General features: G+C 73.4%; 16 protein-coding genes and 1 pseudogene. 6 read left to right on the top strand and 11 right to left on the bottom strand.

Going from position 1 to position 23051, the window contains the following annotated elements:
• The coding region (locus ACH4OA_RS20880; RefSeq protein WP_397970121.1) for a maltotransferase domain-containing protein at positions 1 to 1128 on the bottom strand (1128 nt) is incomplete at its 3' end.
• A 334-nt stretch (positions 1129 to 1462) separates the two neighbouring features.
• On the opposite strand from ACH4OA_RS20880, the gene ACH4OA_RS20885 reads away from it, so the two are divergent.
• Positions 1463 to 4090 carry a glycosyltransferase family 1 protein gene (locus ACH4OA_RS20885; protein WP_365874635.1) on the top strand — a complete coding sequence of 876 codons (2628 nt, stop codon included), beginning with the start codon at positions 1463 to 1465 and terminating at the stop codon, positions 4088 to 4090.
• A gap of 3 nt (positions 4091 to 4093) precedes the next feature.
• On the opposite strand, the gene ACH4OA_RS20890 is transcribed toward ACH4OA_RS20885, so the two are convergent.
• From ACH4OA_RS20890 to ACH4OA_RS20900, 3 genes are all read right to left on the bottom strand, one after another.
• Positions 4094 to 4615, bottom strand: a complete 522-nt coding sequence (locus ACH4OA_RS20890) for a DUF1990 domain-containing protein (RefSeq protein ID WP_365874637.1) — start codon at positions 4613 to 4615, stop codon at positions 4094 to 4096.
• Positions 4616 to 4687: 72 nt separating this feature from the next.
• Entirely contained in the window at positions 4688 to 6340 is a 1653-nt protein-coding gene (locus ACH4OA_RS20895) for a M4 family metallopeptidase (protein WP_397942930.1), read from the bottom strand.
• Positions 6341 to 6577: 237 nt separating this feature from the next.
• Entirely contained in the window at positions 6578 to 8632 is a 2055-nt protein-coding gene (locus ACH4OA_RS20900) for a M4 family metallopeptidase (RefSeq protein ID WP_397942932.1), read from the bottom strand.
• Positions 8633 to 8971: 339 nt separating this feature from the next.
• On the opposite strand from ACH4OA_RS20900, the gene ACH4OA_RS20905 reads away from it, so the two are divergent.
• Positions 8972 to 10816, top strand: a complete 1845-nt coding sequence (locus ACH4OA_RS20905; protein WP_397970122.1) for an ABC transporter ATP-binding protein — start codon at positions 8972 to 8974, stop codon at positions 10814 to 10816.
• Entirely contained in the window at positions 10813 to 12735 is a 1923-nt protein-coding gene (locus ACH4OA_RS20910) for an ABC transporter ATP-binding protein (RefSeq protein ID WP_397948779.1), read from the top strand. The genes ACH4OA_RS20905 and ACH4OA_RS20910 overlap by 4 nt, the downstream gene beginning before the upstream one ends.
• A gap of 26 nt (positions 12736 to 12761) precedes the next feature.
• Here ACH4OA_RS20910 and ACH4OA_RS20915 read toward each other — a convergent pair whose 3' ends face one another.
• From ACH4OA_RS20915 to ACH4OA_RS20935, 5 genes and pseudogenes are all read right to left on the bottom strand, one after another.
• Positions 12762 to 14168: a sulfatase gene (locus tag ACH4OA_RS20915; protein ID WP_397970124.1), complete on the bottom strand. Its 1407-nt coding sequence runs from the start codon at positions 14166 to 14168 to the stop codon at positions 12762 to 12764.
• A 103-nt stretch (positions 14169 to 14271) separates the two neighbouring features.
• Complete coding sequence (locus ACH4OA_RS20920) at positions 14272 to 14367, bottom strand: putative leader peptide (RefSeq protein ID WP_365874649.1); 96 nt, start codon at positions 14365 to 14367, stop codon at positions 14272 to 14274.
• A gap of 60 nt (positions 14368 to 14427) precedes the next feature.
• Positions 14428 to 15666, bottom strand: a complete 1239-nt coding sequence (locus ACH4OA_RS20925; RefSeq protein ID WP_365874651.1) for a glycosyltransferase family 39 protein — start codon at positions 15664 to 15666, stop codon at positions 14428 to 14430.
• A 23-nt stretch (positions 15667 to 15689) separates the two neighbouring features.
• Positions 15690 to 16463 (bottom strand): annotated as a pseudogene (locus tag ACH4OA_RS20930) (dolichyl-phosphate beta-glucosyltransferase); the annotation flags it as partial.
• A gap of 77 nt (positions 16464 to 16540) precedes the next feature.
• Complete coding sequence (locus ACH4OA_RS20935; protein WP_397970126.1) at positions 16541 to 17056, bottom strand: hypothetical protein; 516 nt, start codon at positions 17054 to 17056, stop codon at positions 16541 to 16543.
• Here ACH4OA_RS20935 and ACH4OA_RS20940 point away from each other — a divergent pair.
• Positions 17051 to 17284 carry a hypothetical protein gene (locus tag ACH4OA_RS20940; RefSeq protein ID WP_397970128.1) on the top strand — a complete coding sequence of 78 codons (234 nt, stop codon included), beginning with the start codon at positions 17051 to 17053 and terminating at the stop codon, positions 17282 to 17284. The genes ACH4OA_RS20935 and ACH4OA_RS20940 overlap by 6 nt on opposite strands.
• On the opposite strand, the gene ACH4OA_RS20945 is transcribed toward ACH4OA_RS20940, so the two are convergent.
• On the bottom strand, positions 17265 to 17771 hold the full coding sequence (locus tag ACH4OA_RS20945; RefSeq protein WP_397943062.1) for a SigE family RNA polymerase sigma factor: 507 nt from the start codon (positions 17769 to 17771) through the stop codon (positions 17265 to 17267). The genes ACH4OA_RS20940 and ACH4OA_RS20945 overlap by 20 nt on opposite strands.
• Positions 17772 to 17911: 140 nt before the next feature.
• Positions 17912 to 20155: a glycogen debranching protein GlgX gene (gene glgX, locus ACH4OA_RS20950; protein WP_397948785.1), complete on the bottom strand. Its 2244-nt coding sequence runs from the start codon at positions 20153 to 20155 to the stop codon at positions 17912 to 17914.
• A 234-nt stretch (positions 20156 to 20389) separates the two neighbouring features.
• Between glgX and ACH4OA_RS20955 the strand changes: the two genes are divergently transcribed.
• Together ACH4OA_RS20955 and ACH4OA_RS20960 are read left to right on the top strand one after the other, a co-directional pair.
• A complete protein-coding gene (locus ACH4OA_RS20955; RefSeq protein WP_365874659.1) occupies positions 20390 to 21613 on the top strand; it encodes an Ig-like domain-containing protein in 1224 nt (407 codons plus the stop codon).
• A 159-nt stretch (positions 21614 to 21772) separates the two neighbouring features.
• Complete coding sequence (locus tag ACH4OA_RS20960; RefSeq protein ID WP_397970130.1) at positions 21773 to 23002, top strand: Ig-like domain-containing protein; 1230 nt, start codon at positions 21773 to 21775, stop codon at positions 23000 to 23002.
• Positions 23003 to 23051: the final 49 nt, after the last annotated feature.

Here is a 23051-nt window from a genome sequence, read left to right on the forward strand (position 1 = left end):
GGGGCGGTGGTGGAACCACTCGGGGTGTTTCTCCACCCAGGGGTGGTCGGGGGAGCACTGCAGGGCGAAGTCGAGCGCGATCTCCAGACCCAGCTCGCGGGCTTCGGCGACGAAGAAGTCGAAGTCGTCCAGGGTGCCCAGACCGGGGTGGACGGCGTCGTGGCCGCCTTCGGGGGAGCCGATGGCCCAGGGCACGCCGACGTCGTCGGGGCCGGCGGTCAGGGCGTTGTTGCGGCCTTTGCGGAAGGTGGTGCCGATGGGATGGATGGGCGGCAGGTAGACGACGTCGAAGCCCATCTCGGCGATCGGCCGCAGCCGGCGGGCGGCGGTGCGGAACGTGCCGTGCGGGCGCTCCGCGGTGCCCTCGGAGCGGGGGAAGAACTCGTACCACGAGCCGTACAGGGCGCGTTCGCGTTCCACCAGCAGCGGCATCGGATCGGATGCGGTGACCAGCTCCCGCAGCGGATGACGGGCCAGCACCGCCTCCACCCGCGGCGACAGGGCCTCCGCCAGGCGCCAGGCGGCCGGCCGGCCGGTGTCGCGCAGCGCCGCCACCGCGTCCAGGACCGGCTGCCGGTCCGCCTCCGGGACCCCGGCGGCGGCCCGCTCGTACAGCAGCGCGCCCTCCGTCAGGACCAGCTCGCTGTCGATGCCGGCCGGGATCTTGATCCGGGCGTGGTGCCGCCAGGTGGCGAGCGGGTCCGACCACGCCTCCACCGTGTAGGTCCAGCGGCCGGGTTCGCCCGCCGTGACGGTCGCGCCCCAGCGGTCGGTGCCCGGCGCGAGTTCCCGCATCGGCGTCCAGGGGCCGGGCCGGCCTGCCGGGTCCCGCAGCACCACGTTGGCCGCGACGGCGTCATGGCCCTCCCGGAACACGGTGGCGGACACCTCGAAGGACTCGCCGGTCACGGCCTTGGCGGGCCGGCGGCCGTGCTGGACCACGGGGCGGACGTCGAGCACGGGGATGCGGCCCACCGCGGTGGCCGCCCGCGCGGTGGGCCGTTCCCCGGCGGCCGGGGAAGCGGCGGCGCCGGGGGGCGTTACTCCTTTCCTGCCCGTCGTCTTCTTTCCTGCTGCCTTGGTCTTGCCGGGTGTCGGGGGTGGTGACGAGTGGTGCCTGGCGGGCATGACCGCTCCTGTCCGCTTCAACGGTGGTGTGGGCGGAGGGTGTGGGGAGGTGGGTCCTGCGGTGGTGCAGTGGTGCGCGTGCGGGATGTGTACCGGTGGAGCCTTCCCACCCGGTTCGGGTGGGCAATCCGGCACTGTGTTAACTACTCACGCGTACGTCCCTCCACAAGACCCTCCTCCTTCCGGGTGCCCGGCGACCGGGTCTTGACGCACCCCGACACCCCAGGCCGGTACGTCCCCACCGACCGCGCGGTAACCACTACCGTCGAAGGCGACGACGAGACGCACGACCGGACCACGTGCGTCTCACCCCGTAACGCGTCCGAGGTGGAATGTGAAGGCGATCCGTCGGTTCACCGTCCGTCCCGTTCTCCCCGACCCCCTCCGGCCGCTGAGCGACCTGGCGCGCAACCTGCGCTGGTCCTGGCATGCGGAGACGCGCGACCTGTTCCAGTCCGTCGACCCCGAGGCGTGGGCCGCGGCCGGCGCCGACCCGGTGCGGCTGCTGGGCAGCGTGCGGCCCGACCGGCTGGCCGAACTGGCCGGTGACCGGAGGTTCCTGCGCCGGCTCACCGCCGTCGCCGACGACCTCGACGACTATCTGTCCGGCGACCGCTGGTACCAGGAACAGGCCGACGGCCTGCCCGGTGCCGTCGCCTATTTCTCCCCGGAGTTCGGCATCACGGCCGCGCTCCCGCAGTACTCCGGCGGCCTCGGCATCCTCGCCGGCGACCATCTGAAGGCGGCCAGCGACCTGGGGGTGCCGCTGATCGGCGTGGGACTGCTGTACCGGCACGGGTACTTCCGGCAGACCCTCTCCCGGGACGGCTGGCAGCAGGAGCACTACCCGGTGCTGGACCCCAACGAGCTGCCCCTCACCCAGCTCGAGGAGGCCGACGGCACCCTCGCCCAGGTCTCGCTGGCGCTGCCCGGCGGCAAGGCGCTGCACGCCCGGATCTGGCTGGCGCAGGTCGGCCGGGTGCCGCTGCTGCTGCTCGACTCGGACGTGGAGGAGAACGACCTCGGCGAACGCGGGGTCACCGACCGGCTCTACGGCGGCGGCAGCGAGCACCGGCTGCTCCAGGAGATGCTGCTCGGCATAGGGGGTGTGCGGGCGGTGCGGACGTACTGCCGGCTCACCGGGCACCCGGTGCCCGAGGTGTTCCACACCAACGAGGGCCACGCCGGGTTCCTCGGCCTGGAGCGGATCGCCGAACTGTGCGCGGAAGGGCTGGACTTCGACGCGGCGCTGGAGGCCGTGCGGTCCGGGACGGTGTTCACCACGCACACCCCGGTCCCGGCCGGCATCGACCGCTTCGACCGGGAGCTGATCGCCCGGCACTTCGCCCCGGACGCCGAACTGCCCGGCATCGACGTGCAGCGCGTGCTGGAACTGGGCCGGGAGACCTACCCGGGCGGTGAGCCGAACCTGTTCAACATGGCCGTGATGGGACTGCGGCTGGCCCAGCGCGCCAACGGCGTCTCACTGCTGCACGGCCAGGTCAGCCGGGAGATGTTCGCGGGGCTCTGGCCGGGATTCGACGCCGAGGAGGTGCCGATCACCTCCGTGACCAACGGGGTGCACGCGCCGACCTGGGTGGCGCCGGAGGTGCTGCGGCTCGGGGCCCGGCAGGTCGGCGCCCAGCGGGCCGAGGACGCGCTGACCGTCGGCGGCTCCGAGCGCTGGGACTCGGTCGCGGACATCCCGGACGAGGACGTCTGGGAGCTGCGCCGCACCCTGCGCGAGCGGCTGGTGCTGGAGGTGCGCGAGCGGCTGCGCGCGTCCTGGCGGCAACGCGGTGCCGGGGACGCCGAGTTGGGCTGGATCGAGGGCGTGCTCGATCCGGACGTGCTGACCATCGGGTTCGCGCGCCGGGTGCCGTCGTACAAGCGGCTGACGCTGATGCTGCGCGACCCCGACCGGCTGACCGAGCTGCTGCTGCACCCCGAGCACCCGGTGCAGATCGTGGTCGCGGGCAAGGCGCACCCGGCGGACGACGGCGGCAAGCGGCTGGTGCAGGAGCTGGTCCGGTTCACGGACGACCCGCGGGTCAGGCACCGGATCGTCTTCCTGCCCGACTACGGCATGGCGATGGCGCAGAAGCTCTACCCGGGCTGTGACGTCTGGCTGAACAACCCGCTGCGGCCGCTGGAGGCGTGCGGCACCAGCGGGATGAAGGCGGCGCTCAACGGCTGCCTCAACCTCTCCGTGCTGGACGGCTGGTGGGACGAGTGGTTCCGGCCGGACTTCGGCTGGGCCATCCCCACGGCCGACGGCGCCGGCACCGATCCCGACCGCCGGGACGACATCGAGGCGGCGGCCCTGTACGACCTGCTCGAACAGCGGATCGCGCCGCGTTTCTACGAGCGCGGGCGGGCCGGGCTGCCGGACCGCTGGATCGAGATGGTCCGCCAGACGCTGTCCCTGCTCGGCCCGAAGGTGCTGGCCGGCCGCATGGTCCGCGAGTACGTCGACCGGCTCTACGCGCCCGCCGCCCGCGCGCACCGGGCGCTGACCCCGGACACCGCCCGGGACCTGGCCGGGTGGAAGGCGCGGGTGCGGGCCGCCTGGCCGGCGGTGAGCGTCGACCACGTGGAGACGACCGGGACGACCGCGGCGACGGCCACGGCGGAGCTGGGCGCCACCGTGGGGCTGCGGGTCCGGGTGGCGCTCGGCGAGCTGACCCCGGACGACGTGGAGGTGCAGGCGGTGTCCGGCCGGGTGGACGCGGAGGACCGCATCACCGACGCCACGGTGGTGCCGCTGAAACCGGCCGGCCCGCCCGACCTGGAGGGCCGCGTGCTGTACGAGGGCCCGCTCTCCCTGGACCGCACCGGCCCCTACGGCTACACGGTCCGCATCCTGCCCACGCACCGCCTGCTCGCCTCCCCGGCGGAGCCGGGTCTGGTCACGGTGCCGTCGCAGGAGGTGGTGGAGGGGGCGGGGATGGTGCTGCGGTGAGCCTCAGTCCTCGGACCCCCGGGTGGCCAGTTCCCTGAGCACCTTGCCGCACCGGCGGGCGTAGGCGTGCTGGAGGCCGCGGGTGGCCGGGCCGCCGGCCCGGGCGTACCACTTCGCCGCCTTGCTGAACGCGGCCACCGTGAGCCAGACGGTGCCGTCGCCGGTGCGGTCCACCACGAAGGCCTCCTCGCCGCACTCGGGGTGGCCTTCGAGGGTGCCGTAGGCCCAGCCGGCGCGGCGGGGTTCCTCCGCCGTCCAGATGATGCGGCAGGGGGCCTTGACGAGGCCGGCCAGGGTGACGGTGATGTCGACCCCGGGGGCCGCGCGGTCGGCGCCGGCGTCGATGCCGACGCCCAGGGCCCGGTGCATCTCCCAGGTCAGGACCGCCTCGGCGGCCCGCTGGAACACCGCCGCTCCCTCGCCGAGGCGGGTGCGGACGAGCAGGGGGTGGAAGCCGGGCGGACAGAAGGCCAGGTCGTCGCGGGTCGCGCCGACCGGCTCGTAGGTGAAGGGCGCCGAGGACATGGGTCACAAGGGTAGGGCGGCACCCGGGACCGGTCGGTCCCGGGTGCCGCCCTCGGCCGGAAAGGGGTGCGACTAGCTGACGTTGACCGCCGACCAGGCCGCCGCCACCGCGTTGTACTCGGCGCTGGACGAGCCGTACAGCGCGGACGCCGCGTTCAGGGTCGCCGTGCGGGCGGCCTTGTAGTTGGTCGTCGACGTCATGTACGTGGTGAGCGCCTTGTACCAGATCTGCAGCGCCTTGGCGCGGCCGATGCCGGTGACCGTGGAGCCGTTGTACGTCGGCGAGTTGTAGGTCACACCGTTGATCGTCTTCGAACCGCTGCCCTCCGCCAGGAGGTAGAAGAAGTGGTTCGCGACGCCGGACGAGTAGTGCACGTCCTTGCCGCCGACGGAGGAGGACCAGTAGTCCGACGAGCCGCCGTCCTTGCTGGGCTTGTCCATGTAGCGCAGCGGGGAGCCGTCGCCGTTGATGTCGATCTTCTCGCCGATGAGGTAGTCACCGGGGTCGCTGGCGTTGTTCGCGTAGAACTCCACGCCGGTGCCGAAGATGTCGGAGGTGGCCTCGTTCAGGCCGCCGGACTCGCCGGAGTAGTTCAGGCCCGCGGTGTTCGAGGTGACGCCGTGGCTCATCTCGTGGCCGGCCACGTCCAGCGAGGTCAGCGGGTCCGCGTTGCCGGAGCCGTCGCCGTAGGTCATGCAGAAGCAGCTGTCGTCCCAGAAGGCGTTGACGTACGCGTTGCCGTAGTGGACGCGGGAGTAGGCGCCGACACCGTTGTTCTTGATGCCGTTGCGGCCGAAGGTGTTCTTGTAGAAGTCCCAGGTCACGCCCGCGCCGTAGGCGGCGTCGGCCGCCGCGGTCTGGTCGGAGGAGGAGGTGGAGGCGGTGCCGGTGCCGAAGACGTTGGTGGAGCTGGCCACCAGGGTGCCCGTGCCGGACGTCTTGCGGGCCAGGTTGTACGTCTTGTGGCTGCCCCGCGCGCTGTCGGTGAGCTGGTACGTCGAGCCCGACTGCACCGAGTTGAGGGTGACCGTGCCGGAGTACAGCGTCTTGCCGGTCGCGTTCTCGATGCCCTGGTACTCGTAGAGCTTCTTGCCGGTGGCCGCGTCGGTGATGACGTGCAGCTGGTTCGGGGTGCCGTCGTCCTGGAGGCCGCCGACGACGGTCTCGTAGGCGAGGACGGGCTTGCCGGAACCGGCCCAGATGACCTTGCGGGCGCCGTCCGCGGTGGTCTTCGCGGAGCCGAGGGTCTTGGCGGCGGACACCGCCTGCTTCTCGGCGTGGGCGGCGCTGATCTGCGGCTTGAGCGAGGCCACCTTGACGGCCTGCTTGGTCGCCTTGGTGACGCCCTCGGTCTTGCCGGACTTGGCGGTGTGGACGATCAGGTCGCCGCCGAGTACCGGGAGGCCCGCGTAGGTGCGCTCGTAGCGGGTGTGGACGGTGCCGTCGACGTCCTTGACGACGTCCTTGACGACCAGCTTCTCCTTGGCGCCGAGGCCGATGCTCCGCGCGGTGTCGGCCGCGCCGGCCTGGGCCTTCTGTATCAGGGTGGTGCGGGCCGCGGCGGACAGCGTGGTCGGGGCGGCGGCCAGGGGCTTCGCCGCGGCGCCGGCCGGGGTCTGGGCGCTGGCGCTGGTGGTCACACCGGTGGCGAGGAGGGCTCCGGCGGCGACAGCGGTGGCGATGGCCAGCATGCTGCGCTTGTGACGCGTGTAGAGGGGGCTCACGCAAGCTCCTTCGTGGGGGAGTCCGGTCAGCGTGGGGTCACTGGCCGGAGTGTGTGGCGTGGGTGCTGCGGCGGGTGGAGAGAGAGTGACATCAGGGCCGCGTACATGTCATGACCCTGAAGTGATGTTGGCTGGAAATCGACGTTCAGGTGAATGTTTCACCGGGATGAACGGGTGTTGCCCGAAGGTGTCGAGCCCCCGGGCAGCGCCGTGATCACCGGCCTGACGAGGCGTTGCTTACGGGAACGTCAGCTTCCAGCCGTTGATCGTTCCCGTGTCGTAGGTGGCCTGATCCTGGACGCGCAGCTTCCAGGTGCCGTTGGCCGGTTCCGCCGAGGCGTTGACCGTGTAGGTCTCGGACACGTCGTCCGCCGAGTCCGAGGAGCTGGCGTTCTTCAGCCGGTAGGCGGTGCCCGAGGGGCCGACGAGGTCGATCACCAGGTCGCCCCGCCAGGTGTGCGCGATGTCCACGCTCACCTGGAGCGCGGCCGGCGCGTTCCCGGTCCGCCCGGAGACGGCGATGTCGGAGGTGACGGCCGGTCCGTTGTCCGGGATGGCCACCGGCGTGGTGCTCTCGTACGACGTGCCGCCGCCGCCCCCGCCACCGGAGCGGGAGCCGACCGCGATGCCCGCCCAGGCGTCCTGCACCGCCTTGTACTCCGCGCTCGTGGTGCCGTACAGCTCGCCGGCCGCCGCGAGGGTGCCGGTGCGGGCGCCCGCGTAGTTCGTGGTGGACGTCCACTTGGTGGTCAGCGCCCGGTACCAGATCTGCAGCGCCTTGTCCCGGCCGATGCCGGTGACCGGAAGCCCGTCCGCGGTGGGCGAGTTGTAGCTGACGCCGTTCACGACCTTGGCGCCGCTGCCCTCGCTCAGCAGGTAGAAGAAGTGGTTCGCCGGACCCGACGAGTAGTGCACGTCGACGCCGCCGATACCCGAGTACCAGTTGTCCTTGGACGCGCCGTCCTTGCTGGGCTTGTCCATGTAGCGCAGCGGGGTGCCGTTGCCGTTGATGTCGATCTTCTCGCCGACGAGGTAGTCGCCGGGGTCGGTGGTGTTGTTCGCGGAGAACTCCACACCCGCGGCCATGATGTCGCTGGTCGCCTCGTTCAGACCGCCGGATTCCCCGCTGTAGTTGAGGTTCGCGGTGGCCGAGGTGACCCCGTGGCTCATCTCGTGGCCGGCCACGTCCAGCGAGGTCAGCGGCTTGGTGTTGCCGGTGCCGTCGCCGTAGGTCATGCAGAAGCAGCTGTCGTCCCAGAAGGCGTTGACGTACGCGTTGCCGTAGTGGACGCGGGAGTAGGCGCCGACGCCGTTGTTCTTGATGCCGGTGCGGCCGAAGGCGGACTTGTAGAAGTCCCAGGTGAGCGCCGCGCCGTAGTGGGCGTCCGCGCCCGCGGTGGCGGCGTTCGACGCGGTCCCGTTGCCCCAGGTGTCCGAGGACTGCGAGAACAGGGTGCCGGTGCCGGAGGTGCCCCGGTTCAGGTTGTACGTCTTGTGGCCGCCGCGCGCCCCGTCGGTGAGCGTGTACGCCGAGCCGGACTGGGTCGTGGTCAGCGCGACCTGGCCGCTGTACTGGGTGTTGCCGGTGCCGGTCTCGATGCCCTGGTACTCGTGCAGCTTCTTGCCGGTGGCCGCGTCGGTGACGACGTGCAGCCGGTTCGGCGTGCCGTCCTCCTGGAGCCCGCCGACCACGGTCTCGTAGGCCAGCGCGGGCTTGCCGGTGGCCGCCCAGATCACCTTGCGGACGCTGTCCGCGGCCGTCCGGGTCCCGCCGAGCGCCTCCGCCCGCCGCACGGCCTGCCGCTCGGCGGCGGCCGCGGGGACGGCCGGGGTGAGCCCGGGGACCTTCAGCGTGGCGTTCGTGGCCCGGACCACCTCCATGGTCTTGCCGGACCGCGCGGTGGTCACGACCAGGTCGCCGCCGAGCACCGGCAGCCCCGCGTACGTCCGCTCGTACCGGGTGTGCAGCGTGCCGTCGCCGTCCTTGACCACGTCCTTGACGACCAGCTTCTCCTGGCCGCCCAGGCCGATCGCCCGGGCCGCGGCGGCCTTGCCGGCGTCGGCGTCCCGCATCAGCTCGGCCCGCTGCGAGGGGCTGAGCCGGAGCGCCGCGTGGGCGGAGCCGGTCTGCCCGGCTCGCGGCTGAGCCGGGGCGGCGGTGGCCGCGCCCGCCTGGACGGCGGCGGCGATCAGGGCGGTGACGCCCGCGAGGGCGACGGCGGCGGTGCGGCGGTGCGCCGGGTGGCGCCGGGCTGCGTGGGGGGTGCGTCCGCGAGAGGAACTGCTTCTCAACACTGACTCCTTCTGCATGACCGCGGGTCGCGCGGCCAGGGGAGACCGGACGGTGGGTTCGGGCGTCCGGGCAGAACAGGGCGTTACGCGGAACCAGGTGCGCGCTCGACCGGCCCGCACAGGTGTGCGGAAGCTGTGGGGTCGCTGTGAGTCGGCCTGGGAAGAGTGGCAGGGGATCTCCCGGTCTGTCAGGACCGCGTCAGAAAGTTGGCCGGAAACGGTTCGTTGACCGGATGTTCGGGTTCGGTATGCGAACTGTTGGTAAGCGACGGCCTGTTGAGCGGGGTCCGGCCAAAACTCGGTGGGCGACGCGGGCGGCGGTCCGTACGCTCCGGACTGATGTCCACGACACCCGCGACCGCCGACCGTTCCGCCGACCGGTCCGCCGTCCGCACCCTGCTGCGGCTGTGGCCGTACGTCCGCCCCGTCCGCGCGCGGCTGTTCACCGCCGCGTTCGTCGCGATCGTCGCCTCCTGTACCGGACTGGTCATCCCGCTCGTGCTGAAGTGGCTGGTCGACGGGCCGGTCGCGAGCCGGGACCCGGCGGGCATCCGGCTCGGCGCGCTGTACCTGCTCCTGCTCGGCCTCGCCGAGGCGGTCCTGTTCGGCGTCCGGCGCTGGCTCGTGGCCCGGCCGCTGTCGCACGTGGAGGCGGAGATGCGGGCCGCCCTCTACCGCCGGCTGCAGCGCCTGCCGGTCGCCTTCCACGACCGCTGGGCCTCCGGGCAACTGCTCTCGCGCGCCACCACCGACCTGATGCTGCTGCGCATGTTCCTCGCCTTCCCGCTGACCTTCCTGCTGGTCAACGCGGTGACGATCCTCGTCGGCCTGGTCATCATGCTGATGCAGGACTGGCTGCTGGGACTGGTCGTCCTCGGGCCCGCCCTGCCCGTGCTGTGGACCTGCGTGGTCTTCGAGGGGCGGTACGCGCGGGTGGCGCGGCGCGCCCAGGACCAGGTCGGGGACCTGACGACGGTGGTCGAGGAGAGCGTGCTCGGCATCCGGGTCGTCAAGGGGTTCGGCCGCCACCGCAGCCAGGAGCGCGCGTTCCGCGCGCTGTCGGCCCGGCTCCGCGGCACCGAGCTGCGCAAGGCGCGTCTGCTGGCCGTCATCTGGGGCGTCATCGTGGGCCTGCCCGAGATCGCGATCGGGGCGGCGCTGGTGCTGGGCACGGTCCGGGTGGCCGACGGCGGCCTGTCCGCGGGCACGCTGGTCGCCTTCCTCAGCACCGCGCTCGCGCTGCGCTGGCCGGTCGACTCCATCGGGTTCCTGCTGGCGATGAGCCAGGAGGCGGCGACCGCCACGGAACGCTACTTCGAGGTGATGGACGAACCCCCGGAGGACACCGCGGTCCTGACGCCGGGGGACCCGGCCACGGCGGACCCGGCGGATCAGGGCCCGGCCCCGGCGGCTCCGGCCACGGCGGGAGGCGGGGGCGGCAAGGGGCTGCGGTTCGAGGGTGTCTCGTTCCGGTACCCCGACGCGCCCGCCGGCTCGCCGCCCCTCCTCGCCCGGATCGACCTGCACATCCGCCCCGGCGAGTCCATGGCCCTGGTCGGCGCCACCGGCAGCGGCAAGACCACCCTCACCGCCCTCGTCCCCCGGCTGTACGAGGTCACCTCCGGCCGGATCACGCTCGACGGCGTGGACATCCGGGCGATGTCCCGCGCGGAGCTGCGCACCCGGGTCGCCGTGGCCTTCGAGGAACCCACGCTCTTCTCCGCCGGTGTCGGCGAGAACGTGCTCATGGGCGCGCCCGAAGGCGCCGGGAAAGAGGAGCTGGACCGGGCCCTTGCCATCGCCCAGGCCGGCTTCGCGCACGCCCTCCCGCACGGCACCGACACCCGCGTGGGCGAGCAGGGCCTCAGCCTCTCCGGCGGCCAGCGCCAGCGTCTCGCGCTGGCCCGCGCGGTGGTCGGCCGGCCCGCCTTCCTGGTGCTGGACGACCCGCTGTCCGCCCTGGACGTGCACACGGAGGCCGCCGTGGAGGCGGCGCTGCGGCAGGTCCTCGCCGACACCACCGCGCTGATCGTGGCGCACCGCCCGTCCACGGTGCTGCTCGCCGACCGGGTCGCCCTGCTGTCGGGCGGCCGGATCGCGGCCGTCGGCACCCACCAGCGGCTGCTGCGCGAGAACGCCGAGTACGCCCATCTGATGTCCGGGGAAGAGGAGGACTCCCGTTGACCAGTACGACCGCCTCCACTCCCGCGGTGTCCGACGACGACGGACCCGGCCGCTCCCGGCAGCCGGACGGCCCGGACGGCACCGGCGGTCCGGTCGGCACGGGTGGCCCGGACGGCACCGGCGGTGCGGACGACTCCTTCGAGCAGGACGTCCTGCCCGCGCCGCCCGGCGCCACCGCCGCCCTGCTGCGCTCGCTGCTCGCGCCCATGAAGGCCCGGGTCGCGCTCACCTCCGTCCTGCTGCTGGTCCAGCAGGCCGCGGCGCAGGCCGGCCCGCTGCTGGTGGCCTACGCCATCGACACCGCCGTACCCGCGGTCCGGGACGACCGGCACGGCCCGCTGATCGCGGTCGCCGTCGGCTACCTGCTGTGCGCCCTCGCCTCCGGCGGGCTCCAGTCCGCCTTCGTCGAGACCTCCGCGCGGGTCAGCCAGGACGTGCTGCTGGACCTGCGGGGCCGGATCTTCCGGCACGCGCAGGCGCTGAGCATCGACTTCCACGAGCGGTACACCTCCGGGCGGCTGATCTCCCGGTCCACCACGGACGTCGAGTCGCTGCGCGAACTCCTCGACGACGGGCTCCACGAACTGGTGTCCGTCATCCTGTCCTTCGTCTACATCGCGGCCATGCTGCTCTGGCTGGACCCCGGCCTCGGCGGGCTCGCGGTCGCCTCCCTCGTCCCGCTGTACCTGCTCGTCCGGCTCTACCAGCGGCGCGCGGGACGGGTGTACGGGGTGCGGTCCACGGCGATCGCCGCGGTGATCGTGAAGTTCGTGGAGACGGTGAACGGCATCCGGCCGGTGCGCGCCTTCCGCCGGGAGGCCGCCAACGACGCCGATTTCGCGGTGCTCAACACCCGCCACGAACGCAGCAACGGCGACGCGCTGCTGGAGATGGCCCGCTATGTGACCGGCTCCCGGCTGGTGGCCAACACGGCGGTCGCGGCGATCGTGCTCTGGGGCGCCCACCGGGTGGCGGACGGCTCGCTGGAGCTGGGCGTGCTGGCGGCGGCGGTGCTGTATCTGCGCCGGCTGTACGACCCGATCGACCGGCTCGGCATGTTCCTGAACTCCTACCAGTCGGCCGCCGCCTCCCTGGAGAAGATCGCCGGACTGCTGGCGCAGGAGCCGTCCGTGCCGGAACCGGCCGTCCCGCGCGGACTCCCGCCCGCCCGGCCCGGTTTCCCCGGCCGCGAGGTCGTCTTCGACGGCGTCCGGTTCGGCTACCGCACCGGCGGCGAGGTGCTGCCCCGCTTCGACCTCACGCTGCCCGCCGGACAGACGGTCGCGGTCGTCGGCTCCACCGGCGCGGGCAAGTCCACCCTGGCCAAGCTGCTCGCCCGGTTCTACGACCCCTCCGCCGGGCGCGTGCTGCTCGACGGCGTGGACCTGCGCGAGCTGTCGACGCCCGAACTGCGGCGCGGGGTCGTCATGGTGACGCAGGAGGCGTTCCTGTTCTCCGGCACGGTCGCCGACAACATCGCCATCGGCCGGCCCGACGCCACCCGGGAGGAGATCGAGCGGGCCGCGAAGGCGATCGGCGCGCACGAGTTCATCAGCGCGCTGCCCGACGGCTACGACACCGACGTCCGCAAGCGCGGCGGGCGCGTCTCCGCCGGGCAGCGCCAGCTTGTCGCCTTCGCCCGGGCCCTGCTCGCCGACCCGGCGGTGCTGATCCTGGACGAGGCGACCAGCTCGCTGGACGTGCCGGGCGAGCGGGCGGTGCAGCGGGCGATGTCGACGGTGCTGCGGGGCCGCACCGCCGTGGTGATCGCCCACCGGCTGTCCACGGTGGAGATCGCGGACCGGGTGCTGGTGATGGAGCACGGCCGCGTCGTCGAGGACGGCCGCCCGGCCGACCTCATCGCCGCGACCGGCCGGTTCGCGGACCTCCACCAGGCGTGGCGGGACAGCCTGGCCTGACCGCCCGGCCGCCTTATCCTCCGGCCCTATCCCGGGTACGGCAGCAGGCCGCTGGCGATCTTCTCCCAGGCCGCCTTCAGCTCGGCCAGCAGTTCGGGCCGGTCCTGGGCGAGGTCGGCCTGTTCGCGCAGGTCGGCGGCGAGGTGGTACAGGTGGTCGGTGCCGGCCGCGTCCTGGTAGTACTTCCAGCCGCCGCGGCGCAGCGCCCGGTTGGCCCGCACCCGCCAGAACAGGTCGCGTTCGGGCAGCCGTTCGCCGCGCAGCAGATAGCCGGCGAGGCTGGTGCCGTCCAGCGGGTAGGCGGGGTCGGGGCGGGCGCCGCCGAGTTCCAGCAGGGTCGCGGTCCAGTCGGGGGAGAAGTTCGGTTCGTGGCTGACCTGGCGGCCGTCGATCCGGGCCGGCCAGCGCACCAGGGTGGGCACCCGGATGCCGCCCTCCTGGAGGACGAACTTCTCGCCGCTCAGCGGCCACTGGTAGGACCAGCGCTCGCCGCCGTTGTCGCTGGCGAACAGCACCAGGGTGTTCTCCTCCTGCCCGGAGCGGCGCAGCGCGTCCAGCACCTCCCCGACGGCCGCGTCCAGGCTCTGCACCATCTCGGTGTACTTGGCGACCGAGCCGCCGTCGTAGTGGTTGAGGGCCGCGGTGACCTGCGCGGGTGTGCGCGCGGCGCGGATCCTGCCGGCGATCTCGGCGCCGGTCTCCTCGTCGCCCTCGGCGAGCCAGGGCCAGTGCGGGGTGGTGAAGTTGAGGTTGAGCAGCCAGGGCCGGGTGTGCCTGCGGCCGACGTACTCCACGGCCCGCTCGGTCAGCACGGTCGTGTAGTAGCGCAGGTCGCGGTACTCGGCGTCGCCCTCGTACAGGTCGTAGGTGCCGAGCTGGCCCAGCTTGGAGAAGTACTCCAGCACACCGCCGAAGTTGCCGAAGAACTCGTCCCAGCCGGACTTGGTGGGGCTGTAGTCGGGCAGCCAGCCGCAGTGCCACTTGCCGATGAGGGCCGTGTCGTAGCCGGCCTTCTTCAGCAGCGAGGCGAGGGTCGGATGGCTCGGGTCCAGGCCCTGGGAGGTGTTCGCCACGGGCTCGGCGAGGCCGCCCTTGGTACGGCCCGGGTAGCGGCCGGTGTAGAGGCTGAACCGGGTCGGCGAGCAGGTCGCCGAGCCGGAGTAGGCGTCGGTGAACCGCACGCCCTGCCGGGCCAGCCGGTCCAGGTTCGGCGTCTTGATGTGCGGTGCGCCGTAGGAGGAGAGGTCGGCCCAGCCGAGGTCGTCACCGAGGATGACCAGGAAGTTGGGGCGGCGTCCCGGGGAGGCGCCGGTGCGGGCGCGGAAGGGCTGCTCGGCGGGGGCGGCCTGGGCGGCGGTCGCGGGGCCGGCGACGGTGGAGACCGCGCCGCCGCCGAGCAGACCGCCGAACGTGCGGCGGGATATGTCGGACATGCGAGATCCTCGAAACGGCCGTGCCCCGGGGCGGGGCACGGCGAGGTGAAGGAGGGGAGAAGAGGCAGCAGAGGCAGCAGAGCAGAGGGAGCGGGGGCGCGGCTCAGCGACACAGGGCGCTGGACTGCCGGCACAGATCCACGTGCCGCCGCGCCACGAGCGCGAGGTGCGCGCGTGCGTGTTCCGTGGCAGGCCTCATGATCACAGGACGGTGCCAGCCGGCCGTGCGCGCCGTCAAGACGCTGTCCGCCAGGCGGGATCACGGCACGCCCAGCTCGAACAGGGCGTAGCCGGCGTACGAGCCGGAGGCCAGGGCCGCGATGCCCAGCAGGGTGCACTGCACCGGCAGGCTCAGCCGGCGCATGGCGACCGCGAGCGGCAGGAACAGCGGGAAGCACGGCAGCAGATAGCGGGAGATGTTGGCGACGATCTGCTGGCTGCCGAGGACCAGGGCGAGCGTGAGGACGGTGTACAGCACCAGCACGGCCGGCGGGCGCAGCCGCAGCAGCAGCGGCAGCAGCGCGCAGGCCAGCAGGATGACCCCGACCGAGATGACGTCCGCGAAGGGGTAGGCGAAGAGGTAGTCGAACTTGCCCACGGGCACGGACGTCAGCACGTCCAGGGTCTGTGCGCCGTAGTCGAAGCTGTGCGCCCAGGCGCCCGACTGGAGCTTGAAGTAGCCGCCCGGGTCGCCCATGCGGTCGCCGACCCAGAGCAGGTAGCCGAGCAGTCCGAGCGGTGCGATCGCCATGGCCAGCACCGGGCGCAGCACCCCGTCCTCGCGGCGGCGCAGGGCGAGCAGCGCGGCCACGGCGAGCGCGGCGATCAGCGCGCCGGCCGTGGGCCGGTTGAGGCCGGCCGCGAAGGCGAGCACCCCGGCGGTGAGCCAGCGGCGGGTCAGGACGGCGTGGCAGGCCCAGGCGGCCAGGGCCACGTAGAGGGAGTCGGAGTAGACCGCCCACTCCACGCCCGAGCCCGGCCACACCGCCCACAGCCCGGCCGCCGCGAACCCGGCCCGCCGGCCGCCGAACCGCTCGGCGACGGCGTAGACGCCCAGGGCGGCGGCGAAGGAGGCGACGACCGAGACCAGCAGCCCGGCGCCGTACGAGCCGAGGCCGGTGACCGCCGAGGCGAGCCGGATCAGGGCCGGGTAGAGCGGGAAGAACGCCGCCGAGTTGCCCTCCAGCGTGATCAGGCCGGTGGCGCCCGGGACCGGGACCAGCTTCGGGTCGTAGCCGTGCAGCGCGATCTGCTGGTACCACCAGCCGTCCCAGGTGGCCAGCACGTCCCAGGCGTGCGCGCCGCCGCCGAACCGCGGGTGCTTGGCGCGGTAGTCCCCGGTGGCGGACAGCAGGTACATGAAGGAGCAGAAGCCGGCCAGTTTCAGCGTGCCGAACACGGCGAGGACCGGTCCGTGCCGGCGGGCGGCGGCCCGTGCCCGGGAGCCGGGCGCGGGCGGGGCGGCCGGGGGCCGTATGCCGGGCAGGGTCGCGGTCACCGGACCACCGGGCCCGGGCGGCGGCGGGCCAGGGTGCGCCGCATCCGGACGATCCCGCGCAGGTCCGCGAGCGCCGTGGCCAGCAGGTCGACGCTGCTGTCCGGGTCGTCGACCCAGTCCACCGGCACCTCGTGGATGCGCAGGCCCGCCCGCTCGGCGAGCACCAGCAGCTCGGTGTCGAAGAACCACTCCCCGTCCCGCACCAGCGGCAGCAGCCGCTCGGCGGTCTCGCGCCGTACCGCCTTGAAACCGCACTGCGCGTCGGAGAAGCCGACCGCGAGGGTGCAGCGCAGCAGGACGTTGTAACAGCGGGATATCACCTCGCGCTTGGTCCCGCGCACCACTCGCGACCCGGGCGCCAGCCGGGTGCCGATGGCCAGGTCGGAGTGGCCCGAGATCAGCGGGGCGACCAGCGGCAGCAGCGCGGCGAGCCCGGTGGACAGGTCCACGTCCAGATACGCCAGCACGGGCGCCCGGGAGGCCGACCAGGCGGCCCGCAGCGCCCGGCCGCGGCCCTTCTCGGGCAGCCGCAGCGAGGTCACCTCGGTGAGTTCGCCGGCCAGCCGGGCGGCGATGGCCGGGGTGCGGTCGGTGCTCGCGTTGTCGGCGATGGTGATGCGGAACGGGTAGGGGAAGGTGTCCCGCAGGTGCGTGTGCAGCCGGCGGACGTTGGGCTCCAGGTCCTTCTCCTCGTTGAACACCGGTACGGCCACGTCCAGGACGGGGTCCGCGTGGGCCGCCCGCACAGGGGCGGCCCGGGGGGTGCGCCGGGGCGCCGGCGGCCGGCTGGGTCGGATGTGGGTCACGTGATTCCCCGTTGGTTCTGGTGTGCCGGGCGGGCCGCGGGCACACGGGTCGGGCGGAGGGACGCGGGCTAGCCGGCCGGGGGAGCCGTCGACGACGGCCCGTCCGACGGTTCCCCCGACGGCCCGGTGGGCGTGCCGGCGGGTGGGGTGGCCGGCGCCGTGGTGGTGCCGCCGGCGCGGGCGGTGGCCGTGGCGGACGGCGGCCGGTCCGTGGCGGTGGCCGTGCCGTCCGGCGGCTCGGAGGTGCCCCGGGTGCGGCCCGGCGCGGGCGGGTACGTCGGTGTCACGGACTCCGGGGAGGACGGCGTCCGGGACGGCGGCGCGGACGGAGTGGCGGACGGGGTGGCGGACGGGGTGGCGGGCGGGGTCGGTCCCGGACTGGTCAGGGGCGGCGCGGGCGCGGCGGGCCGGTCGCCGGCGGGGCCGGGCGGCCACAGCAGCAGGGCCATGCCGAGCCCGGCCACCGCCAGTACGGAACCGGCGGCCCGGCGCGCCGCGCGCACCCGGCGCCGGGCCCGCACCCCGGCCCGCAGCGCCTCCCGGTGCCGGGGTTCGAAGGGCGCCGGCTGCCGGTCCTGTTGCATGAGCCGCGTCAGCCGCCGCTCGAAGTGATCGGCGGGTTCGAAGGAATCCGCGGGCCCGAAGTGATCCCCGGGCTCCAAGGAATCCGCGGGCCCGAACGGATGCGCGGGCTCGAAGTGATCTCGGTGATCACCCGGGTGACCGAGGTGATCGGTGTGATCCATGTGATCGTCGTGATCGGTCTGGTCCATGCGGTCCACGGGCTCTCCCTCACCCCACCGGCTCGGTGACGTCGGCCAGCAGCCGGCGCAGCCGGGCCACCCCGCGCGCGGCATGGGACCGGGCCGTGCCCACCGGGCAGCCCAGGGTCTCGGCGACCTGCCGGTCGGGCAGGTCCTGGTAGTAGCGCAGCACGACGGCGGCCCGCTGGCGCGGGGTCAGCCGGGCGAGCGCCGCCTCCAGCCGGGAGCGCTCGGCGACGGCGGCCGACAGATCCCCGGCCGCCGCCGTCTCGGGCAGCTCCTCCACGGGCCGCTCACCCCACCAGCGGCGGCGGGCCGAGCGGGCCGCGGCCCGCGCCAGCACCTTGCGCACATAGGCCTCCGGCGCCTCGTCGGCGACCTTCGGCCAGACGAACCACAGCTTGACCAGGGACTCCTGCAACAAGTCCTCGGCACGGTGCCGGTCGCCCCCGGTGAGCAGACGGGCCAGATGGAACAACACCGACCAGCGGGCCGCCACGAACGCGTCGTACTCACCGGCCCTGGCCTGCTCCATCCTCACGGTCCCGTCCTCGCCGGCTGTCTACACCAGGAGAAAGGCCCTGGACCCCGGTCGGCGCTGCACCCGGCGGACGTGATCCGCGTCACGCCCGGCGTTCACCGGGGTCCCGCGCGGGTGTGCGGGTGTGCGGGTGTTCAGCGGACCCGCAGCAGCAGCACCGCCCGGGCCGGCACCGTGATCCGCGCACCCGCCCGGTGCACCGTGCCCGGCGCCTGGTCCTGCCGCTCCGCGGAGGTGTCCACGACGACCTCGTACCGCTCGGCCCACGGCGGACCCGGCAGCACGAAGGCGGCCGGCCGCTCGCCCGCGTGCAGCACCGCGAGGAAGCTGTCGTCCACCACCGGCGCGCCCCGCTCGTCCCGGCCCGGGATGTCCCGCCCGGACAGGTACATGCCGAGCGTGGCCGCGGGCGCGTACCAGTCGCCCTCGGTCATCTCCGCGCCCCGCGCGGTGAACCAGGCCAGGTCCCGCAGCCCGTCCGCGGTCTGCGCCCGCCCGGAGAAGAAGGCCCCCCGGCGCAGCACCGGGTGCCGGTGGCGCAGCGCGATCAGCCGCGCGGCCAGCTCGGACAGCGCCCGCCAGCCGGGCTCCCGGAGCAGCGACCAGTCCACCCAGCCGGTCTCGTTGTCCTGGCAGTAGGCGTTGTTGTTGCCGCGCTGGGTGCGGCCGAACTCGTCGCCCGCCACCAGCATCGGCACCCCGGTGGACAGCAGCAATGTGGTCAGCAGGTTGCGCAGCTGCCGGCGGCGCAGCGCCCGGACCCGCTCGTCGTCGCTCTCGCCCTCCGCCCCGCAGTTGAAGGAGCGGTTGTCGTCCGTGCCGTCCCGGTTGTCCTCGCCGTTGTCCTCGTTGTGCTTGGCCTGGTACGACACCAGGTCGCGCAGGGTGAAGCCGTCGTGCGCGGTGACGAAGTTGACGGAGGCGTAGGGCCGCCGGCCGCCCCAGGCGTACAGGTCGCTGGAGCCGGACAGCCGGTAGCCCATCTCCCGCACGTCCGGCAGGGCGCCCCGCCAGAAGTCCCGGACGGTGTCGCGGTAGCGGTCGTTCCACTCGGTCCACAGCGGCGGGAAGGCGCCCACCTGATAGCCGCCGGACCCGATGTCCCACGGCTCGGCTATCAGCTTCACCCGGCGCAACACCGGGTCCTGGGCGATGACCGCGAGGAACGGCGAGAGCATGTCGACATCGTGCATCGAACGGGCCAGCGCCGCCGCCAGGTCGAAGCGGAACCCGTCCACGCCCATTTCGGTCACCCAGTAGCGCAGCGAGTCGGTGATCAGTCGCAGCACCTGCGGCCGGACCACGTGCAGGGTGTTGCCGCAGCCGGTGTAGTCGGCGTACCGGCGGGCGTCGTCCTGGAGCCGGTAGTAGGCCCGGTTGTCGATGCCCCTCAGCGACAGCGTCGGGCCCAGCTCGCCCGCCTCCGCCGTGTGGTTGTAGACCACGTCGAGGATGACCTCGATGCCGGCCGCGTGCAGCGCGCGGACCATCCGCTTGAACTCGCCGACCTGCTGGCCGGCGGTGCCGGAGGCGGCGTAGGCGGCGTGCGGGGCGAAGTAGCCGATGGAGTTGTAGCCCCAGTAGTTCCGCAGGCCCCGGCGCAGCAGATGGTCCTCGTGCGCGAACTGGTGCACGGGCAGCAGTTCGACGGCCGTGACGCCCAGGGCGGTCAGGTGCTCGACCGCGGCCGGGTGCGCGAGCCCCGCGTAGGTGCCGCGCAGCTCCTCGGGGACGCCCGGGTGCAGCTTGGTGAAGCCCCGCACGTGCAGCTCGTAGATGACCGAGTCCGCCCAGGGCGTCTTGGGCCGGCGGTCGTCGGACCAGTCGTCGTCGTCGTGGACGACGACGCCCTTCGGGACGTACGGCGCCGAGTCCCGTTCGTCGCGCACGGTGTCGGCGACCGGCTGGTCCGGCCAGTCCCGCACATGCCCGTACACCTGCGGCGGCAGCGCGAACTCGCCGTCCACCGCGCGGGCGTACGGGTCGAGCAGCAGCTTGGCCGGGTTCCAGCGGGCGCCGGTCCACGGGTCCCAGCGGCCGTCGACCCGGTATCCGTAGCGCTGCCCGGGCAGCACGCCGGGCACGAAACCGTGCCATATCTCGTGCGTCAGCTCGGTCAGCGGCACGCGGGTCTCCCGGCCGCCCTCGTCGAACAGGCACAGCCGGACCGCCTCCGCCCCGCCGGCCCACAGCGCGAAGTTGGTGCCGGCCACCCCGTCCGGGCCGGTCCGGAACCGGGCACCCAGCGGGGTCGGCGTCCCCGGCCACACCGCCGGGGAGGGCGGTGCGGCCCGCCGGGCGCCGTTCACCACCGCCGGCTGCCCGCTTACGGCGGCCGGCTCCCCGGCCGGTGCCCGCTGCTCGGCTGCGCTCGTCACTGTCGGCCCCTCTTCTCGGTGGCTCGCCCGGGGCGCCCGGCCGCGCCGGCCGGCCCGGGGAGCGCCCCGCCCCCCGGCCGCCCGGCACGGCCGCGCCCCCCACGGCTCCGACGCGAACGCCGGGGTGCCCCCTGCCCGCGGCGGCACCCCGACGTGTCGTTCTCCCCCATGTTCTGCCCACCGCGTGGCTCGCACTCACGTTTCCCCGCGGCGGGCCCCGTCGTTGAGCCCGGTGTGAGGCACGCAACTGGACGCGCACGGCGCGCGGGGGCCGCGCTGGCCGCCGTACTGACATGGGCGGGGCTGCTCGCGGGCTGCTCCGCGACCGGCCCGGGACCCCTGGGCATGGGCGGGACGCTGGGCAAACCGGCGGTCCCCGAGGACGTCATCCGGGTGAATCCCGACGACGGGAGCAAGGCCGTACGGCCGGGCGAGCGGCTGCGGATCCGGGTGCCCGGGGGGCGCCTGGAGAAGGTGACCGTCGTCCGGGAACAGGACGCGCAGGCGTCCCCGGTGCCCGGCCGCATCAGCGACGACGGGCTGACCTGGCGGCCCGACGCGGACCGGCTGGCGCTCGCCGCCCGGTACACCGTCGACGCGGTCGCCCTGGACGCCCGGGGCCACCGCTCGGCCCGGCACACCACCTTCACCACCTACGTCCCCGACGAACGGTTCATCGCCTACGTCACGCCCGAGAACCGGGCCACCGTCGGCACCGGGATGATCGTCTCGCTCTCCTTCAGCCGGGAGATCACCGACCGCGCCGCCGTCGAACGCGCCGTCCGCGTCACGGCCCGGCCGCCCGTGGAGATCCGCCCGCACTGGTTCGGCAAGGACCGCCTGGACTTCCGTCCCGAGCGGTACTGGAAGCCCGGCACCGAGGTCACCGTGGGCCTCGGCCTGCGGGACGTCGAGGGCGCGCGCGGTGTCTACGGTCTCCAGGACAAGACGTTCTCCTTCACCGTCGGCCGCGACCAGGTCTCCCTGGTCGACGCGGCCCGGCACATGATGGAGGTCCGGCGCGACGGACAGCTCGTCGCCACCGTTCCCATCACCGCGGGCGCGCCCAAACACCCCAGCTACAACGGCAAGATGGTGGTGATGGACATGCTGGAGGTCACCCGCATGAACAGCCGCACGGTCGGCTTCGGCGGCGAGTACGACATCCCCGACGTCCCGCACGCCATGAAGCTCACCGACTCCGGCACCTTCCTGCACGGCAACTACTGGGCCCCGGACGCGCCCGGGCAGACCAACGTCAGCCACGGCTGCGTAGGCCTCAGGGACGTCAAGGGCGGCGCGTCGGACACGCCGGCCGGCTGGTTCTTCGACCGCAGCCTGGTCGGTGACGTCATCGAGGTGGTGCACAGCAAGGACAAGACGGTGGCGCCGGACAACGGGCTCGGCGGCTGGAACATGGCCTGGCGGCAGTGGACGGCGGGCAGCGCGGTGCGGTGACCGGGCCGAGGGGGCCGGAGTCGCGCTGGCGGGCGGGAGTTGCGACGGAACGGTGACATTCACCGGGGCGCCGCGCCCTCCACCAGGCAGTTAATATGCGCGCACCGAAGTGGTGGGGAGCGGGCCGGGTCCGACCTGGTCCGGCGAGGGGAGAACAACTTGAACATGCGGCCGGAAGCGGGGGCGTCGGTGGTGGGGCGACGAGGCCGCGGGAGACTGGTCCTGACAGCCGGGGCCCTGGTGCTGTCGCTCGCCGCGTGCGGCGGGGGCGGGGGCTCCGGGGCCGGCGCCGGGCCGGGCGGGGACAAGGGCGGCGCGCGCGACGGGCAGTCCGCGGCCGCGGTCAGCATCGCGCCCCGCCCCGGTGCCACCGGCGTCGACACCAGCGGCGCCCTGAAGGTCGGTGTCACCCGGGGCAGGCTGACCGAGGTGACCGTCAAGGACGCCAAGGGCGCGAAGGTCGAGGGGTCCATATCCGGCGGCGGCGCCTCCTGGACGCCGTCGACCCATCTGGCCGCGGGCACCGCGTACACCGTGCACGCGGTCGCCGAGGACTCCGCGGGCCGCAAGGCCGCCGAGGACTCCCGCTTCACCACCCTGACGCCGAAGAACACCTTCGTCGGCTCCTTCACCCCGGAGGACGGCTCCACGGTCGGCGTCGGCATGCCGTTCTCGCTGCGCTTCTCCCGGGGCATCACGCACCCGGCGGACGTCGAGAAGGCCGTCCGCGTCGCCACCGAACCGGCCGTGGACGTGGAGGGCCACTGGTTCGGCAACGACCGCCTGGACTTCCGCCCCGAGAAGTACTGGAAGGCCGGCACCAAGGTCACCGTCGACCTCGACCTGGACGGCGTCGAGGGCCGCGAGGGCGTCTACGGCAAGCAGCACAAGACCGTGACGTTCACCATCGGCCGCAACCAGGTGTCCGTCGTGGACGCCGAGAAGCACACCATGAAGGTCACCCGGGAGGGCAAGGTCGTCAAGACCATCCCGGTCACCACCGGCAAGCCCGGCTACGAGACCTGGAACGGCCAGATGGTCATGAGCGAGAAGCTGGCCGTCACCCGGATGAACGGCGAGACCGTCGGCTACGGCGGCGAGTACGACATCAAGGACGTCCCGCACGCCATCCGCCTCACCACCTCCGGCACCTTCATCCACGGCAACTACTGGGGCGGCGGCGCCTTCGGCAACTACAACGCCAGCCACGGCTGCGTGGGCCTGCGCGACGTGCGCGGCGGCTACGACGGCTCCGTCCCGGCGGCCTGGTTCTTCGACCACTCGATGATCGGCGACGTGGTGGTCGTCAAGAACTCCCACGACCGCACGGTGGACCCGGACAACGGGCTCAACGGCTGGAACATGCCGTGGGCCCAGTGGAAGAAGTGAGCCCCCGCTGACCCGACGGGCCCGGTGCTGTGACCTACCGCACCGGGCC

Source organism: Streptomyces sp. NPDC017095 (genome assembly GCF_044332325.1).
Lineage (GTDB): Bacteria > Actinomycetota > Actinomycetes > Streptomycetales > Streptomycetaceae > Streptomyces.